The 16993-nt window shown below is 36.2% G+C and carries 19 protein-coding genes; 12 read left to right on the top strand and 7 right to left on the bottom strand.

Going from position 1 to position 16993, the window contains the following annotated elements; all coding sequences use genetic code 11:
- Positions 1–3: 3 nt before the first annotated feature.
- A complete protein-coding gene (locus DN064_RS07025) occupies positions 4–585 on the bottom strand; it encodes a GNAT family N-acetyltransferase (protein ID WP_115461926.1) in 582 nt (193 codons plus the stop codon).
- A complete protein-coding gene (locus DN064_RS07020; RefSeq protein WP_115461925.1) occupies positions 582–1226 on the bottom strand; it encodes an alpha/beta hydrolase in 645 nt (214 codons plus the stop codon). Before DN064_RS07020 ends, DN064_RS07025 begins: the two co-directional genes overlap by 4 nt.
- A gap of 42 nt (positions 1227–1268) precedes the next feature.
- On the opposite strand from DN064_RS07020, the gene DN064_RS07015 reads away from it, so the two are divergent.
- The 8 genes from DN064_RS07015 to DN064_RS06980 all read left to right on the top strand — a co-directional run bounded on the left by DN064_RS07015 (position 1269) and on the right by DN064_RS06980 (position 8592).
- A complete protein-coding gene (locus tag DN064_RS07015) occupies positions 1269–1694 on the top strand; it encodes a PaaI family thioesterase (RefSeq protein ID WP_115462068.1) in 426 nt (141 codons plus the stop codon).
- Between the two features lie 4 nt (positions 1695–1698).
- Entirely contained in the window at positions 1699–2808 is a 1110-nt protein-coding gene (locus DN064_RS07010; RefSeq protein ID WP_115461924.1) for a chorismate-binding protein, read from the top strand.
- Positions 2809–2844: 36 nt separating this feature from the next.
- The gene (gene menD / locus DN064_RS07005; RefSeq protein WP_115461923.1) at positions 2845–4521 is read left to right on the top strand and encodes a 2-succinyl-5-enolpyruvyl-6-hydroxy-3-cyclohexene-1-carboxylic-acid synthase; all 1677 of its coding nucleotides are present in this window, start codon (positions 2845–2847) and stop codon (positions 4519–4521) included.
- Between the two features lie 57 nt (positions 4522–4578).
- Positions 4579–4920, top strand: coding sequence for a DUF2853 family protein (locus DN064_RS07000; protein WP_115461922.1), 342 nt, complete (start codon positions 4579–4581; stop codon positions 4918–4920).
- Between the two features lie 74 nt (positions 4921–4994).
- Entirely contained in the window at positions 4995–5825 is an 831-nt protein-coding gene (locus DN064_RS06995) for a CvfB family protein (RefSeq protein WP_115461921.1), read from the top strand.
- 250 nt (positions 5826–6075) lie between these two features.
- Positions 6076–6915 carry a 1,4-dihydroxy-2-naphthoyl-CoA synthase gene (locus tag DN064_RS06990; protein WP_115461920.1) on the top strand — a complete coding sequence of 280 codons (840 nt, stop codon included), beginning with the start codon at positions 6076–6078 and terminating at the stop codon, positions 6913–6915.
- A 15-nt stretch (positions 6916–6930) separates the two neighbouring features.
- Positions 6931–7836: a 1,4-dihydroxy-2-naphthoate octaprenyltransferase gene (gene menA / locus DN064_RS06985; RefSeq protein WP_115461919.1), complete on the top strand. Its 906-nt coding sequence runs from the start codon at positions 6931–6933 to the stop codon at positions 7834–7836.
- A 15-nt stretch (positions 7837–7851) separates the two neighbouring features.
- On the top strand, positions 7852–8592 hold the full coding sequence (locus DN064_RS06980; RefSeq protein WP_115461918.1) for a class I SAM-dependent methyltransferase: 741 nt from the start codon (positions 7852–7854) through the stop codon (positions 8590–8592).
- Here DN064_RS06980 and DN064_RS06975 read toward each other — a convergent pair.
- Positions 8589–9383 carry an SDR family oxidoreductase gene (locus tag DN064_RS06975; protein ID WP_115461917.1) on the bottom strand — a complete coding sequence of 265 codons (795 nt, stop codon included), beginning with the start codon at positions 9381–9383 and terminating at the stop codon, positions 8589–8591. The two genes, DN064_RS06980 and DN064_RS06975, sit on opposite strands and share 4 nt — an antisense overlap.
- Positions 9383–10282 (bottom strand): sterol desaturase family protein, encoded by a 900-nt coding sequence (locus tag DN064_RS06970; protein WP_115461916.1) that lies wholly within the window; start codon positions 10280–10282, stop codon positions 9383–9385. The genes DN064_RS06975 and DN064_RS06970 overlap by 1 nt, the downstream gene beginning before the upstream one ends.
- 58 nt (positions 10283–10340) lie before the next feature.
- Between DN064_RS06970 and DN064_RS06965 the strand changes: the two genes are divergently transcribed.
- The 3 genes from DN064_RS06965 to DN064_RS06955 are packed head-to-tail and all read left to right on the top strand — an operon-like array spanning position 10341 to position 13427.
- Positions 10341–11375 (top strand): o-succinylbenzoate synthase, encoded by a 1035-nt coding sequence (locus DN064_RS06965; RefSeq protein WP_115461915.1) that lies wholly within the window; start codon positions 10341–10343, stop codon positions 11373–11375.
- Positions 11376–11377: 2 nt separating this feature from the next.
- The gene (locus DN064_RS06960) at positions 11378–12340 is read left to right on the top strand and encodes a CPBP family intramembrane glutamic endopeptidase (protein ID WP_115461914.1); all 963 of its coding nucleotides are present in this window, start codon (positions 11378–11380) and stop codon (positions 12338–12340) included.
- A 1-nt stretch (position 12341) separates the two neighbouring features.
- Positions 12342–13427 (top strand): AMP-binding protein, encoded by a 1086-nt coding sequence (locus DN064_RS06955; protein WP_115461913.1) that lies wholly within the window; start codon positions 12342–12344, stop codon positions 13425–13427.
- A 74-nt stretch (positions 13428–13501) separates the two neighbouring features.
- Here the strand turns inward: DN064_RS06955 and DN064_RS06950 are convergent, their stop codons facing one another.
- The 3 genes from DN064_RS06950 to DN064_RS06940 form a co-directional block, all read right to left on the bottom strand.
- The gene (locus DN064_RS06950) at positions 13502–14335 is read right to left on the bottom strand and encodes an OmpA/MotB family protein (RefSeq protein ID WP_115461912.1); all 834 of its coding nucleotides are present in this window, start codon (positions 14333–14335) and stop codon (positions 13502–13504) included.
- 95 nt (positions 14336–14430) lie between these two features.
- The gene (locus DN064_RS06945; protein ID WP_115461911.1) at positions 14431–15438 is read right to left on the bottom strand and encodes a glycosyltransferase family 2 protein; all 1008 of its coding nucleotides are present in this window, start codon (positions 15436–15438) and stop codon (positions 14431–14433) included.
- Entirely contained in the window at positions 15438–15881 is a 444-nt protein-coding gene (locus DN064_RS06940; protein ID WP_115461910.1) for a type I restriction enzyme HsdR N-terminal domain-containing protein, read from the bottom strand. Before DN064_RS06940 ends, DN064_RS06945 begins: the two co-directional genes overlap by 1 nt.
- A 100-nt stretch (positions 15882–15981) precedes the next feature.
- Between DN064_RS06940 and holA the strand changes: the two genes are divergently transcribed.
- On the top strand, positions 15982–16986 hold the full coding sequence (gene holA, locus DN064_RS06935; protein WP_115461909.1) for a DNA polymerase III subunit delta: 1005 nt from the start codon (positions 15982–15984) through the stop codon (positions 16984–16986).
- The last annotated feature ends 7 nt before the right edge of the window (positions 16987–16993 follow it).

Genomic DNA, 16993 nt, shown 5'->3' with positions numbered 1-16993 from the left:
CAATTATTTAGAAGATATGAGTTTTAAGAGCGACTTTTTGATGTCGGGCCATTCTGATTTTAAAATCCCATAGCAACAGGTATTTCTGCGGTATCCATCCGTCATAAGAGTATCTTTTCTTAAAACACCTTCTAATTGGGCTCCCAATTTTTCAACAGCTCGTCGCGACCGAAGATTTCGCTCATCGATTCGAAATTCTACTTTTTCAAAATCCAAAGTCTCAAAAGCGTATTCAAGCATTAGGTACTTCATATGGGTGTTTAAACCAGAACCGTGAAATTGCCTACCAATCCATGTCCATCCTATGTGAAGGATTTTATGGTGCCAATTAATTAGACCAAATCGTGTAGACCCTGCATAGGATTGAAACTTCTTGTCGAAAATTAAATATGGAATCGTGGTCTTATGGTAGTACCCATCTACTGCTAGACTCACATAGTCTCTTAGTTTTTCAGGGCTTGATATATCGGAAGGAGAATAAAAAATTAGATTGTCTTGCTGTGAAATGTCAAGTAACTGTTCATAGTTGCTAAGATCCAACAGACTAAGTTTAACACGGTCGTTTTCTAAAATTGGAGAAATCATGCCAGGCTTTTAATAAATGATACATTAACCACATGAGGCCCTTTAAAGCGTTCGACATGCAGTCTTTGATTGAATAGTTCTTGAGCGCGAGCTAATTCGTTTGCTATTCGATCCTTATTTAAGTATTCATCTTCTGTTCCATAAACCAGTGACACTTTTGTATTGGTGTTCATATAATCAAAATCTGAAGCTTGCAGTTCTTTTGGTATACCACCTGAGTGCAGAACGAGGTGTTGACATTGAAGTTGTCGTTTCGCTAAATAACGCATGGCTACACTTACCCCTTGAGAATATCCCAGAACAATTAAGTTAGAGGATTGATTTAAGGATTCGGCCTCAAATACCGCATCGAAGTAATTGATGATGGTCTCCATACCCATATTTGTATTATCTCTTGTGAGCCAGTTGGCACCCACATGCATTTTTGGCTGTTGGTAATATTTACTTGGGGCCTGGGGCGCTACAATGTAGTTTTTACTAGGGTCCAATTCCTTGAAGTATTTTAAAAAATACCGACTTAGATACCCCATACCATGACACACAAACCAAATATTTTCCGTTGAATCGGTTAGCTGGTTGAGGGTTGAATAAGTGTTTTTTGCCGTGAAGTGTATTTCTTTTTCTTCCAAATGGGTATTCATAGGACTTTAAGTATTTTTGCTAGGCTAAAAAGAAAGAGCCTAATGCAAATATCGAAAAAAGAATTACTGGCTAAAGCTAATGCTATTTCCAAAGACACTTTATTGGAAACTTTAGGTATTGAAATGATAGATTTTGGTGATGATTTTGTTATTGCTAGAATGCCTGTAACTCCCAAAGTACATCAGCCTGATGGGCTCCTTCACGGCGGAGCAACAGCAGCCTTAGCCGAGAGTGCTGGTTCGTTTGCTTCTCATGTGTTTATAGATACCGATAAGTTCTTTGTAAGAGGTATTGAAATTATAGCAAACCACCTAAAAGCAGTTAAAAATGGATTTGTATATGCCAAGGCTACTTTTCTTCACAAAGGACGTACAACTCAATTATTAGATATTCGGGTTACTGATGATGATGATAATTTAATTTCAATATGTAGATTATCAACAGTATCACTCCCAAAGACGCCGTAGCTTGATGAAATACGACTCACTTATAGATGAGGTAAATAATCATTACGATCGAGATCTGCCGATGGTCGTGTTTAGTTATCCAAATAACCCAGAGATACATGTCTGGCTACAGGATAATGATAACCTGTATGAATCTCGGGGATTTAAGGAGGAAGGATTTGTATTCGCTCCATTTAATTTAGAATCTCCGTCTGTTGTACTACCAAAGGATAAAGCTCGAATTTTAACAGCAGAAGGTTCAACGTCTATTGATGAATCTTTTCAAGTACAAAAATCTAATGATGAGAGTGACGCTGGCGTATATCAAAACCTTATTAAGAAAGCTATAGAAGCTATTCAGGCATCGGATCTTTCTAAGGTTGTATTGTCAAGAGCCATTCATATCGACAAACCAGATGTTTCTCCTGTTTTACTTTTTGATCGGTTGTTTCATAAATATCACAACGCTTTTACTTATTTATGGTACCATCCTAAAGTGGGGCTTTGGCTTGGAGCTACTCCTGAAAAATTATTGAGTTTAAAGCGCAATCAATTAAAAACGGTGGCTTTAGCAGGGACACTACCAATTGATTCCGATCAAGATTGGTCTTCAAAGGAAATTCAAGAGCAACAACTGGTGACTGATTTTATAGTCTCAGAATTGGAACCTATTGCATCTAAGGTGAGTTATGACCAACCTGGGACATCTTTTGCGGGTAAGTTAAAACATCTCAAAACAGAGATTACCGCTAGTTTAAGGACTGAACACTGTTCCTTGTCGGAAGTGATATATAAATTGCATCCAACACCTGCTGTTTGTGGCTTCCCTAAGGATTTGGCAAGAAAATTCATTCATGATAATGAATCCTATGATAGAGGTTTTTATACGGGTTTTCTTGGAGTAATCAACGAAACAACTTCCACTTCAAGAAGTACTCAAAAACGCAATACAGAAAACAAGGTGTTTCGATCAGTTGTTAAAAGCTCTGAATTATATGTGAATCTTCGCTGTATGGAAATTGAGAAAGAGGGCAGTATCGTATATGTAGGCGGAGGAATTGTTTCAGGATCTGAACCTTTACAAGAGTGGTTGGAGACGGTAGAAAAGTCAGGCACGATGATGAGTATTCTTTAGGGCAATCCTTATGGTATTCGTATCTTTGTTTTCTAGATGCAATATTCTAATATCCCCTTAGCCCAGATGGTGGTGGCCTATTGTGAGGCCAATAAAATACAACACATAGTTATTTCTCCTGGAAGTAGAAATGCACCACTAACAATTGGTTTTACTTTTAACCCAAGCTTTAAATGCTATAGTATAGTAGATGAGCGATGCGCTGCTTTCTTTGCGTTAGGTATAGCTCAACAATTACAAGAGCCTGTAGCTCTTCTATGTACCTCTGGTAGTGCTCTCTTAAACTATTACCCAGCTATCTCTGAGGCCTTTTTTAGTGATATTCCATTAGTAGTATTGTCGGCCGATAGGCCAGAAGACCGCATTGGTATAGGAGATGGGCAAACTATTTATCAAGAAAATGTATATGGTAAGCATGTAGTTGCAGCGGCTAATTTGAAGTCCGGGATCGATAGTGGTCTATTAGAACACAATGCACGCGAAATTGAAAGAACGCTAAGTACATGTTTAAAATCTAATGGTCCCGTCCATATCAATGTGCCGTTTAACGAGCCTCTATACGGAAGAACGGATAAATTGCTAGTTCCGTTACCTAAAGCTCTTACACAAGAGCAACATTCTAAATTGGATTCTGAACAGGAGAGGCGGTTTAACGAGCTATGGAAAACTAGTAAAAAGAAAATGTTACTGGTTGGAGTTCTAAATCCCAATGAATTGGATCAAGAAGTAATTGATTTTTTAGCCCAAGATGATGGTTTGATGGTTTTTACTGAAACGACATCTAATTTGGTTAATGATGAGTTTTTTCCATCCATTGATAAGATCATTGCGCCATTGAACGAATCAGGATTTAAAGACTTACAGCCAGATCTTCTAGTAACTATGGGTGGACTGGTGGTATCAAAGAAAATAAAGGCCTTTCTAAGAGACTTTCCTGCCAAAGAGCATTGGCATATAGGCACAAATAGAGCCAATGATACCTTCTTTTATTTAACTGAGCATGTTACAGCGTCACCAAATGCCTGGTTTAAAAAGATAAAAACCAATCTTCAAAGTACTGATAACAGCACTTATAGAACCAGTTGGAAAAAAATCGCTAATCATCGAGATATGTTGCACAATGACTATATGAAGGAGATTCCATTTTCAGATCTTTTGGTTTTTCATATGCTTTTACAACAGTTGCCTAAAGACCTGTTAATACAAATGGGGAACAGTTCTACCATACGTTATGCACAGTTATTTCGTTGGAATCATAATTCAAGTATGTTTTGCAATAGAGGTACAAGTGGTATTGATGGTAGTACGAGTACAGCGATTGGAGCAGCAGTAGTTTCAAGAAGAGCCACCCTTTTTGTAACAGGTGATTTGAGTTTCTTTTATGATAGCAATGCACTATGGAACAATTACATCCCCAACAATTTTAAAATTCTTTTAATAAATAATAGTGGAGGTGGAATCTTCCGCATACTTCCAGGTCATAAAAACACTGATAATTTTGATACGTATTTTGAAACTAAACACCATCTAAATGCACAACATCTATGCAAAATGTTTGGGTTTCAATATTTGTCAGCGTCTAATGAAGCTGACTTAAATAATCAATTAAAGACCTTTTTCCGTATTGAAGATACCCCTGTGCTGTTAGAAGTGTCTACACCCTCTCAACTAAACGATGAAGTTCTATTGAATTATTTCGAATTTATTAAATGATTATAAAATCGCATAAATAAGTACCTTTAAAGACTGTAACCTTAATGAAAATTAGAAATGAATAAACGGGACGAACTTATAGTCAAGTACGTTAAAGATTTAAAAGATAAATTTGACATAGATGCTGATACTGAGTTGCTTAAAAAAGTAACAATTGGATTAGGACCATCTATTTACAACCTCGATTCGTCTACGGTTTCAAGTTCAGATGCCAAGGAAATAGAAACTGTTAGATCCAAATATTTAATTGGAAAATTGGGTCTAGAAGATACCGAAGCACTGGATCAAGGTATTAGTGATGTTTTGGAACGTTATGGTCGAACAAACAGAACTAAATATAGAGCTGTGGTGTATTATCTGCTAGTGAAGCATTTTGGTAAAGAGAGTATTTATCGTTAAAGAAATTTCTTAAATGCGTTAATATTAATTAACGCTTTTTTTACGAGTCTTAATTATATAGATACCTTTACACCATGTTAGACTTAGGAGTATATAAGAAGCTTAAAATATTAAGAGATACCGATCCTGGATTATTTTTAGGGGATGAAGACGGCAATGAAGTGTTACTTCCAAATAGGTATGCCCCACAGTTGTTTGATATTGGTGACGAAATTGAGGTGTTTGTTTATTTAGATAATGAGGAGCGTATTATTGCAACCACCGATAAACCTTACATTGAGCGCGGTGGCTTTGCGCTTCTGCGTTGTAACGAAGTTAGTAAGCATGGTGCTTTTTTAGACTGGGGTTTGGTAAAAGAATTATTTTGCCCGTTTAAAGAACAAGTCTTTAAAATGAAACCTGGAGGCTGGTATCTGGTACATTGTTATTTAGATGAACGCACTAATAGATTAGCGGCATCAAGCAGAACTAATAAGTTTTTAGACAACTCAAATTTAACAGTCGATAAATTTGATGAAGTAAATGTTATTATTTCACACCCTTCAGATTTAGGCATGAATGTGATTGTAAACAACAAGCATCGAGGCTTTATTTATCAAAAGGACATTTATTCAGAATTAAATGTTGGTGACCGTCTAAAAGGTGTAGTTAAGAAAGTGAGATCTGATAATAAACTTGACATTGTACTTGGCCAAATTGGTTACAAAAGTATCGAGCCTAATGCTCAAAAAATATTAGATGCTCTTCAAGATAATGATGGACATCTAGCTCTTCATGACAAATCTGACCCTGAAGCCATTAAGGATACTTTAGAGATGAGTAAAAAGAGCTTTAAAAAAGCGATTGGGACCTTGTACAAAGCACGCCAAATTCGTATAGAACCTGATGGTATTTACCTGGTTTAGACAATTATATCGTATGCGATTCAGTTAACAGAATCAATTAATCCTTTATTTACTATTAAAACATAATTGAAGAATTGATTATAAGGTCAATCCTCTTATTGATGATGTCATATGGTAGTCTAATTTCTGTAATGCCATGATCCAATATTATAGATCGTAACATAGGATGATATTCCAATTTTGGGTAGAATTTAAACCCATAAATCATTGTTTATTATTCCTTACTTTTGCATTCAAAATATTGAGAAATATGAAAGATATTCCATGGCAAATTGCCAAATCCTATGAAGATATCACCTATAAGAAATACAATGGGGTTGCAAGGATTGCTTTCAACAGGCCTAACATAAGAAACGCATTTCGTCCTAAGACAACTTCTGAATTATACGATGCCTTTTACGATGCTAATGAAGATGTGAATATTGGGGTAGTACTTTTGAGTGCTGAAGGACCTTCAACTAAGGATGGTGTATGGAGCTTCTGTTCTGGTGGTGATCAATCTGCTCGAGGACATCAAGGTTACGTTGGCGAAGATGGCTATCACAGACTCAATATTTTAGAAGTACAACGACTAATTCGGTTTATGCCTAAAGCGGTTATTGCCGTTGTACCTGGATGGGCAGTTGGCGGAGGACATAGTCTTCATGTGGTATGTGACTTAACTCTCGCTAGTAAAGAACATGCTATTTTTAAACAGACGGATGCGGATGTTACAAGTTTTGATGGAGGATATGGTTCTGCTTACCTGGCAAAAATGGTTGGGCAGAAGAAAGCCAGGGAAATCTTCTTCTTAGGAAAGAATTACTCTGCGCAAGAGGCTTTTGAAATGGGTATGGTTAATAAGGTGGTTCCTCATGATGAGCTTGAATCTGAAGCCTATAAATGGGCTCAGGAAATATTAGCCAAATCACCAACTTCAATTAAAATGTTGAAATTTGCCATGAACCTTACAGATGATGGTATGGTTGGACAACAGGTTTTTGCTGGAGAAGCTACCAGATTGGCATATATGACCGATGAGGCAAAGGAGGGTAGAGATGCCTTTCTTGAAAAAAGAAAACCTAATTTTGAGAAAAAGTGGATCCCCTAAATCAATCGTTACTTTATGAGTAAATTAAAACCATGGATTTCGGCCATGCGATTAAGAACACTGCCATTATCTGTTTCTGGTGTTGTGATTGGAACCTGTATGGCTTATTACAACGGAGCGTTTAACTGGGGGGTTTTTATCCTGGCTCTAATGGTTACTACAGCGCTTCAAATTCTTTCAAACCTTGCTAATGACTATGGTGATGGGGTCAAGGGGACTGACAATAATGAGCGACTTGGTCCAAAAAGAGCTATCCAAAGTGGAGCAATTTCACCACAGGACATGCTGGAAGCTATTAAAATGAATATTCTAATTATCATTTTCTTGGTTCTTGCTTTATTATTTTTTGCATTTGGTTTTACCAATTTCTTCTATGTATTGCTATTTGTAGCTCTGGGAGGATTCTCTGTTTATGCGGCAATAACCTATACTATGGGTGATTCTCCATACGGATACAAGGCCTTAGGTGATGTTTTTGTCTTTATATTTTTTGGTCTATTAAGTGTTTTAGGAACCTACTTTTTAAATGTCAAGCAATTAGATCATGTGGTCTTGTTACCGGCCATATCTCTTGGAATGTTGAGTATGGCAGTACTTAATCTCAATAATATGAGAGATATTGATTCTGATGAGAAATCAGGTAAAATAACGGTGGCTGTAAAATTGGGTTTAAAAAAGGCTAAGCAATATCATTATATCCTGGTTTTCGGAGCGATGCTCTTAACCGCTCTATTCTTTGTCCTTTATTATGTTTCTAGTTATAATGCTCTGGTATTTATTTCCTATATACCCTTATTGATTCATCTTAGAATTATTTCTAAAACTGACAATCCAGAGGCGTTTGATAAGCAGTTAAAAGTACTGGCTTTGTCCACTTTTTTATTCTCACTTCTTTTAGGGGTTGGGTATATTTTATTTTAGCTTACCTTAGGTTTGATGGATACTCAATTTGAACAGTCCTATCATAATCTTGAGGCAAAACACTTTTGGTTTCGCAGCAGGCGTGAACTTGTTTGTAATATTCTTAATAAGAATTCTAAATCAATAAGTATACTAGACGTTGGATGCTCTACAGGGATACTATTGGAAGATCTTCATAAGAATGGATTTGATCAAAATCAACTTTTTGGCATCGATATTAGTGAAAAAGCTGTTTCACAAGCCAATTCGCGCGGACTTAAAAATGTAAGTGTTGGAGATGCCCAGGATTTTAGGTTTGAGCATTCGTTTGATGTCATCATAGCTTCAGACTGTTTAGAGCATTTGTCAAATGATGTTAAAGCAATTGAAACCTGGTTATCACATCTTAAGCCAGAAGGGAAGTTAATTATTTTTGTTCCGGCCTTTATGAGTCTTTGGAGTGATCACGATGTGGTAAATAATCATAAGAGACGCTATACAAAGAGAGAGTTAATTAGCTTATTTAGATATAAAAACGTAACTATATTAAAATCAGGTTATTGGAATGTATTTTTGTTTCCTTTAATATGGTTGTACAGGCAATTTAATAAAGTGAGTTCGTCAGAAACTAAAAAAGCAAAGGGTGACTTAGAAAGTCTTTCAGTTTTCAACCCTATCATGTATCGAATATTGAAAGCGGAACAACCCTTATTTGGAAAAATTTCATTTCCTTTTGGTGTTAGTACCTATTGTATTGTTGAGAAAAACAATGCCTAACGCACCTGCATATTTTTTACCATGGTATGAATGAGCTTTGGTGATAACCGACTGACTAGCACACCAATCTTTTCAAAACCACCAATGTAAACTTCAAACTTACCCTTTCTTATAGCCCGTGCCATTTTTTTAGCGAATAGCTCAGGTGACATCCCTTGTTCTGTTTTTTTATCTTGATGTCCTTGCAACGAACCATCTTCTGTTAATGCATTTCGAGCGATATTGGTATTTACAAAACCAGGGCCAACTAAGGTAACTTTCACGTTATCTCGATAATGCTCTAATCTCAACGCGTTAAAGAAACCATGCAAGGCATGCTTAGCACCACAATAAGAGGATCTGAATGGGGAACTGAATTTGCCCATCAAACTAGTTACTACTACAAAATGCCCATATTTGTTTTGTATAAAATGTGGCAATAAAGCCTTACTTAAGGCCACATTACTTAGGTAATCGATTTCCATTAATTGTTTGTCAACCTCTATATCCGTATCAATAAGGGCTGACCTTTGGCTTATACCGCCATTTAAAATCATAATGTCTACTGACCCAAACATATCAGTTGCTTGTTTAACAAGACCCGGAAATAAATTATAGTCTTTTAAATCGAATGCAAGTACTGCCACTCGCTCAGGATTGTTACATTCCAATCGAACCTCATTTAGAACTTCTTCACGCCTGGCCGATAATATTAGCTTGCAATCATACCGTGATAAAAAGACAGCCAATGCTTTCCCAATACCGCTAGAAGCCCCAGTGACCCAAATGGTTTTATTATTATAAAATGCCATTACCTTGTGGATTTTGGCTTGTTGTTTAACCACTCACGTCTTAGGTCATTACTTATTTTACCACTGCCATCATGCTTCCATCCAGGTGGTTTGAATAAGTAATTAAGACGATCTTTAAAGGATTTATGTCCAGTAAATGCATCTTTGAACATATATAGCCACTCTAAAAATGCAATCTTAATAGGGTTAAACGTGTTAATGTTCTTTACTAAACCATAGGTGACTTTTTCATTTTTAAGTTCAGGTTGAAAGGTTCCAAACATTTTATCCCAAATAATTAGAATACCAGCGTGATTACGATCCAGATAGATTGGGTTGCTGCCGTGATGTACTCTATGATGTGAAGGTGTATTAAATATGGCTTCAAACCATTTAGGCATTTGGTCTATGGTTTCTGTATGAATCCAGAATTGGTATAATAAACTAATGGACATTTGAAGTAATATCATTGCTGGGTGAAATCCTAAAAGAGGTAACCACAACCAGAATATAAACGTGTAAAAACCTCCCGACCAGGTTTGTCTTAAAGCTGTACTGAGATTGTATTTTTGAGAAGAGTGGTGAACCACATGAGATGCCCAAAATAGGCGACATTCATGAGATATCCTATGAAACCAATAATAGGAAAAGTCATCTGCAAAAAATATTAGGACAAAACTCCACCAGGTGACAGGAATGGTAAAAATCCTGAATTTATAAACCCATGTCAATGCCAAAAGAACTAATGCTTTACTTAAAAAACCAATAAATACATTTCCCAGTCCCATAGCTATACTCGAGAAAGCATCCTTGGGTTCATAGGTTTTGATGTTCTGTTTTAGAGTCACATATAATTCTAGCAACATGGCCAGAATAAAAAATGGGATAGCGAATAAGATAATGTTAGGGAAATCGGGCATTTGAGACGCTTAATTGCAGGACAAAATACAAAATTTATAGCTATTTTTGCAGCTTCATATGATCGCCAGATTTAGACCATATACCCTAAATTTTAAAAGAGCTAGCGGAACCTCTAGAGGAGTACTTCACACGAAAGACACCTACCTTATTGAAATTGAATCTAATGGCCAATTTGGTTATGGTGAAGCTGCACTTTTTAAAGGACTTTCTGTTGATGATGTTCCTGAATATGAAAGCATGTTACAATGGGCCTGCGACCACATTGATGAGGACCCTGGTTTACTTTTGAAACAACTGGTTAAGTTTCCAAGTATTCAATTTGGTCTGGAGACAGCATTAAGGTCACTTTCACAGGACAATCCTTTTGTATTGTACCCCTCTGATTTTACAAGTTCATCAGATGCCATTCCTATTAATGGATTGGTCTGGATGGGTGATTTTAATTTCATGAGATGTCAGATTAAGGAGAAAATTGAACAGGGATTTACTTGTGTTAAAATGAAAATTGGCGCCATTGATTTTAATCAGGAGTTGAAGCTTATAGCGGATATTAGAAACGAATTTTCATCAACTGATATGGAACTAAGGGTTGACGCTAATGGAGCCTTTGGTCCTAAAGAGGCTTTAGAAAAATTAAAAAGGCTGTCAGAATTTGATATACATTCTATCGAACAACCTATTAAACCGCGTCAATGGGAGTCAATGGCGGAGCTTTGTCAACAGTCTCCATTACCGATTGCATTAGATGAGGAGTTGATTGGTGTCTTTAAAGAGAAGGAAAAGGAGAGATTGCTATCAGCCATAAATCCTCAATATATTATATTAAAACCAGCTTTAGTAGGCGGATTTAGCGGGAGTGAAAATTGGATATCGACAGCGGAAGACAAAGGAATAAAATGGTGGATTACAAGTGCCTTAGAAAGCAATTTGGGTCTTAATGCTATAGCACAATGGACCTACAGCCTCAATACAAAGGTGACGCAAGGACTAGGAACAGGAGGTTTGTTTACTAACAATATTAAATCCCCATTATTAGTTAAAAATGGTAATTTACACTACCAGTCTCACATGGACTGGAAATTCAAATTTTAAATATGAACTATATACAACAAGCCTATAAGTTTAATCATGATTGGTGGAGGTACCTTATTGGGTTAGCTCTAGTCCTAGTTGGTATTGGTGTTTTTTCCATGCCACATGTATTAGCTATAGGTATGAAGCAGATTAATGGTACGGTAGATGCTTCCAAGCTTGAGGATATCAATTACTTAATGACTTTATTTGATCCAAATTTGAATCTTGTCTTTCTCTTGTTGCCATTTACTGGAGGGCTAATATTCTTGTTTTTGGCTGTTAAATTGTTGCATGCTCAAACTTTTAAATCCTTAACCACCTCAAGATCTAAGATAGATTGGAAGCGTGTTTTTACCATATTTTTTGTTTGGGGAATCTTTACATCGGCAACGGTTGGGATAGACTATTTCACAAATCCTGAAAACTACGCCTGGAACTTTGATTTAGTACCCTTTTTAATATTGGCAGCCATTGCAATTTTATTAGTACCCTTGCAAACGTCTTGTGAGGAATACTTATTTAGAGGTTATCTCATGCAGGGAATAGGTATTCATGCCGGCAACCGTTGGGTACCTCTTGTTATTACGTCAGTTATATTTGGATTATTACACATTGCAAATCCAGAGGTGGATAAATTAGGGTATGTAATTTTAATCTATTACATAGGCACAGGTTTATTCTTAGGCATCATGACCTTGATGGATGAAGGGTTGGAATTGGCTATTGGGTTCCATGCCGCTAATAACCTTTTTACAGCACTGCTTGTAACAGCTGATTGGACTGCTTTTCAAACCAATTCGATTCTAAAAGATTTATCAGATCCAACGCAAGCAACTGTTGCCAGCATTTTTGTTCCTGTCTTTGTGTTATTCCCAATTATGCTTCTTATCTTATCAAAGGTTTACAAATGGTCTGACTGGAAAGAAAAATTATTTGGTAAAATAACGCCACCACCAAAAGAGGATTATAAAATTCTGGAATGATATGACTCCAACATTTGACAAAGTACACAATAGATTTAAGTTTAATGGACTTCACTTCAGTCATGAAGAATTAAAAGAAGTTAGCTATAGTCTGATCAAAGAAGGGGAACCTTATGAGCAGGTTACAGGCGACTTTTTAATAGATTGGCTCAATGATAAAGACCATATTTACGTAAGAACCTCCGGTTCTACAGGTCAGCCTAAGAGCATTCGTCTAATGAAACAAGCTATGGTTAATTCAGCCATTGCTACTGGAGATTTCTTTGGTTTGAATCCCGGTGATAAAGCTATTGATTGTTTGCCAAGTCATTTTATTGCAGGTAAAATGATGTTAGTTCGTGCCTTAATTTTAGGCTTAGAAATTGATTGTATAGAACCTTCATCTAATCCTGTATTTGATTACGACAAAAAGTATCAGTTTTGTGCTATGATTCCTTTGCAGCTTAAAAATACATTGGAACGAACAGGAAATATTGAGACTATGATTGTTGGAGGTTCAAAGGTGACTAAACCTTTAAGAGACAAGATTGCCTTGCGACCAAATTTGTTCTATGAAACGTATGGCATGACTGAAACTATTACTCATGTGGCAGTTAGACGTTTAGAATCTAAGGATCATGCCGCAGAATCGAGTTTTCACGCCTTACCAAATGTTAACTTCTCTCAAGATGACCGTGATTGCTTAATCATAGAAGCTCCAAATGTATTAGATGAGCATCTAGTTACTAATGATATTGTAGAGCTTGAAGACGCTTTTACTTTTGTTTGGAAAGGAAGGTATGACAATGTTATAAATTCTACTGGGGTGAAGTTATTTCCAGAACAGATTGAAGATAAGCTTCAACCCTTGATCAACACACGCTATATTGTCGCAGGAATTGATGATGAAGCCCTGGGAGAAAAATTAGTATTAGTTGTGGAAGGTGAAAATATTGATACGAACGATTTACTAACGAAGATAAGTAGCGATAAATCCTTTAGCAAGTTCGAAGTGCCAAAAGAAATTATTGGAGTAACTGAATTTGTTGAAACTGTTAATGGAAAGATACAACGAGCAAAAACGCTAGAAGCTGCTCTCATAAAATAGAATGAACAATTTATTGGATAACAAAAAAAACCGAAGCTATTAACTTCGGCTTTTTATATATGATATAAAATATTCTAACCTTCTGATAGTTCTTTCATTTCTTCCTCAATCATTTCATAGAACTCATCAATTTTTGGAAGTACAACAATGCGTGTTCTTCTATTGGTTGCTCTATTTTCTGCAGTATCATTTGGTACTAAAGGTTGGAATTCACCACGACCAGCCGCAATTAATTTGGAAGATTGAACCCCTAATTCTTCAAGGACCCTTACAACAGAGGTAGCGCGCTTCACACTTAAATCCCAGTTATCAATAAGTGGGTCTTTTTTATAAGGAACATTATCAGTGTGCGACTCAACCATACATTCAAAGTTTGGCTTACCGTTTACAACTGTTGCTACTTTTCCAAGTACTTCTTTTGCTCTTTCAGAAACGGTATAACTACCTGTTTTAAACAATAATTTGTCAGCAATGGAAATAAATACCACACCTTTTTCTACATTGACCTCAATATCAGGATCGTTGATACCAACTTCCTTTTTCAAACTTGTTACTAGGGCAAGAGTTACACTATCTTTTTTAGTTAAAGCATCCTGAAGTCTTGAAATCTTCATGTCTTTTTCCTTAATGCTTTCTAAAGTTTTTTCAACATTACTTGCTCCTTTAGCTGATAAAATTTGAAGGTTGTCATTCGCCTTTCTTAAATCTGCTACTTGCTCTCTCAATCCTTCAAGACGTGCTTGAGCAGCTGCCTCGTCAGCCAAACACTTGTTTAATTTAACAGTTGCACTATTTAATAGGTCCTCAGTCTCTTTCTGCTTAGCTTCAAGAGCCGCGTACTCTTTTTTAGAAACACAAGAAGCTAAAGTAAAAGCGGCACATACCCCTAGTAAAATTAGTTTTTTCATAATTGATTTTAATTTTTAGTTGTCAGTAAATCTGAATTCCAAAAATATTGAAAATTAGCCTGATGCAACAGGTATTAACGATTTTTTTGAAAGAATTATAATTCCTTTAGAACTTTAATTCTTAAAACAAAATATAGCCAAACAGCGGAGGTAATCTTAAAATAGCTGCCTTGTTTGTTTTTAGTGTAAGTTCTTTTTGACTGTATTTTAGAAAAGTTCTTATAGAACGACAAGTGTGCTTTAATAATGGCTAAAAAATGTCTTGGTTGTAGGTGCACCAAAAAGCGAACACCTGCAATACCATCCAAAAGTAATCGCATAAATATTAATTTTGAAGGCGACGGGGTATTTTTAAGAAGGGCATATAAGCTGTTTCTAAAATTCAAAAAGGTCTTTTGGGGATTAGAATTTTTTAATGTTGAACCACCAACATGATAAATCTTAGACTTACCATTGTATTTTACAGTATATCCGGTATTAAAGGCTCTCCAACAAAGATCAATTTCTTCAATGTGTGCAAAGAATTCGGCATCAAATCCTTTGAGGTTTGTAAACACCGTTTTTTTAATAAATAAACAAGCGCCTGAAGCCCAAAAAATTTCGCGTTCATCATCATATTGACCATTGTCTTGTTCGATAGCATTAAAAAGGCGACCTCGGCAAAAAGGGTAGCCATATTTATCTACAAATCCACCAGCGGCCCCAGCATATTCGAAGCTTTCTGGATTCTTATAATCAAGTATCTTCGGTTGCATGATGGCACAGGTATGGTCCCTGTTGAAACTATCGATTATTGGGTCTAGCCAGTCATTGGTTACTTCTACATCGTTATTTAAGCAACAAATTATGGGCTCTGAAATTTGCCCTATCCCCTTATTATATCCTCCTGCATAGCCATAGTTATCATCAAGAATTATTGTTTTTACCTGAGGGTAGTTGGCTTCAATAAAAGGTATGGATTCATCTGAAGAAGCATTGTCTATAATGTATACAGTAGCATCACCTGAGTATTTGGTAACGCTGGGTAAAAATTGTTCTAATAAGTGTTTTCCATTCCAATTAATAATGGCAATGGCGATATCGTTGCTTGAGTAATTAGTCATTAACAGTAACTTGGAAGGTCTTTTAAAAAGTTATAGCTGCCTTGCTCATAATCCATCTGGCAATAATAATGGTTAATTCCATTTGTGACCATAAGATAGTTAGCATTTAACACCAAATTATAACGCGCAATTTGATCAAACGTGCTTTGGTCAATTGTTATTTGTGGGGCTTTGCATTCCACCATAATTTCAACTTCACCTTTAGTATTATAAACCACAATATCATATCGCTTCTTCAGATCGTTAATTTTCAAAAGTTTCTCAACATTGATTAATGATTTCGGATACTTTTTAACTGAAATCAAGTAATGAATGCAATGCTGTCTTACCCATTCCTCAGGTTGTAAAACCACAAACTTTTTTCTGATGACGTCAAATATCGAAATGTTATTTTCTGTACTTTTGAAACGGTAGGGAAACTTTGGAAAATTTAGTTCTTGCACTATTTAGAAACTCTGAAGCGCCAAAAGTAATCTACCTTTGGGGAACTTCCAATTAACTGCGATTTTAATAATTTGATTCTTACGTAAATATAGTTTTGTCTTGGATGAAGTAAAAGCACTGGTGACCGATATTAAAAGCGGACGATTAAAGCCAATATATTTTTTAATGGGTGAGGAGCCTTATTATATTGATAAGATTTCAGATTTTATTGAGACAACAGTGCTGCAGGAACATGAACGTGAGTTTAATCAAATGGTGCTCTATGGAAAGGATGTAACCATAGATGACATAACTTCTAACGCTAAACGTTTTCCTATGATGGCGGACTATCAAGTAGTTATTGTTAAAGAAGCCCAGGAATTAAGTCGTAGTATCGATAAATTGACGGCCTATGCAGAGCAGCCTCAACCTTCAACAATTTTGGTGGTCAACTATAAATATAAAAAGATTGATAAGCGGAAGAAACTCTATCAGGCCATCAATAAAAGTGGAGTTGTATTCGAAAGTAAAAAGCTCTATGACAACAAAGTACCAGAATGGATACGACGTGTCTTAGCGGGCCAGGGTTATACAATTACTCCAAAGGCTGCCGAGATGTTAGTTGAATATTTGGGTACAGATCTCAGTAAGATATCCAATGAGCTTAATAAATTAAAAATCCTTTTACCAGAAGGCACCCAGATTAAACCAGATCATATTGAGGAGAACATTGGTATAAGCAAGGATTTTAACAACTTCGAATTACGCAAGGCGGTAGGGATGCGTAATAGTTTTAAAGCACACCAAATAGCGCATTATTTTGCTGAAAATCCAAAGGATAATCCAATTGTGGTTACCATTTCACTATTGCATGGCTTCTTTTCACAATTGCTACATCTCCATGGTCTTCATGATAAATCCCCAAGAGCTGTAGCCTCGGCACTGCGCATCAATCCCTACTTTGTAAATGAGTATATCTCAGCTTCACGAAATTACCCAATGAAGAAAGTGAGTATGGTCATAAGCTTATTGCATGAGTACGATGTTAAGAGTAAGGGGGTTGGGGCTAAAAGTGTTCCTCAGGATCAGTTATTAAAAGAGCTGCTGGTTCGTATAATCAACTAATTCTATT

It is taken from the genome of Winogradskyella aurantiaca (assembly GCF_003362725.1).
GTDB lineage: Bacteria > Bacteroidota > Bacteroidia > Flavobacteriales > Flavobacteriaceae > Winogradskyella_A > Winogradskyella_A aurantiaca.
The sequence above is the reverse complement of the archived record's forward strand: the minus strand, read 5'-3'. Positions and strand labels throughout refer to the sequence as shown.

Bases quoted from the DNA above. Each gene is read 5' to 3' on its own strand.
- DN064_RS07025 (WP_115461926.1), bottom strand. From the start codon at position 585: ATGATTTCTCCAATTTTAGAAAACGACCGTGTTAAACTTAGTCTGTTG.
- DN064_RS07020 (WP_115461925.1), bottom strand. From the start codon at position 1,226: ATGAATACCCATTTGGAAGAAAAAGAAATACACTTCACGGCAAAAAAC.
- DN064_RS07015 (WP_115462068.1), top strand. From the start codon at position 1,269: ATGCAAATATCGAAAAAAGAATTACTGGCTAAAGCTAATGCTATTTCC.
- DN064_RS07010 (WP_115461924.1), top strand. From the start codon at position 1,699: ATGAAATACGACTCACTTATAGATGAGGTAAATAATCATTACGATCGA.
- menD (WP_115461923.1), top strand. From the start codon at position 2,845: ATGCAATATTCTAATATCCCCTTAGCCCAGATGGTGGTGGCCTATTGT.
- DN064_RS07000 (WP_115461922.1), top strand. From the start codon at position 4,579: ATGAATAAACGGGACGAACTTATAGTCAAGTACGTTAAAGATTTAAAA.
- DN064_RS06995 (WP_115461921.1), top strand. From the start codon at position 4,995: ATGTTAGACTTAGGAGTATATAAGAAGCTTAAAATATTAAGAGATACC.
- DN064_RS06990 (WP_115461920.1), top strand. From the start codon at position 6,076: ATGAAAGATATTCCATGGCAAATTGCCAAATCCTATGAAGATATCACC.
- menA (WP_115461919.1), top strand. From the start codon at position 6,931: ATGAGTAAATTAAAACCATGGATTTCGGCCATGCGATTAAGAACACTG.
- DN064_RS06980 (WP_115461918.1), top strand. From the start codon at position 7,852: ATGGATACTCAATTTGAACAGTCCTATCATAATCTTGAGGCAAAACAC.
- DN064_RS06975 (WP_115461917.1), bottom strand. From the start codon at position 9,383: ATGGCATTTTATAATAATAAAACCATTTGGGTCACTGGGGCTTCTAGC.
- DN064_RS06970 (WP_115461916.1), bottom strand. From the start codon at position 10,282: ATGCCCGATTTCCCTAACATTATCTTATTCGCTATCCCATTTTTTATT.
- DN064_RS06965 (WP_115461915.1), top strand. From the start codon at position 10,341: ATGATCGCCAGATTTAGACCATATACCCTAAATTTTAAAAGAGCTAGC.
- DN064_RS06960 (WP_115461914.1), top strand. From the start codon at position 11,378: ATGAACTATATACAACAAGCCTATAAGTTTAATCATGATTGGTGGAGG.
- DN064_RS06955 (WP_115461913.1), top strand. From the start codon at position 12,342: ATGACTCCAACATTTGACAAAGTACACAATAGATTTAAGTTTAATGGA.
- DN064_RS06950 (WP_115461912.1), bottom strand. From the start codon at position 14,335: ATGAAAAAACTAATTTTACTAGGGGTATGTGCCGCTTTTACTTTAGCT.
- DN064_RS06945 (WP_115461911.1), bottom strand. From the start codon at position 15,438: ATGACTAATTACTCAAGCAACGATATCGCCATTGCCATTATTAATTGG.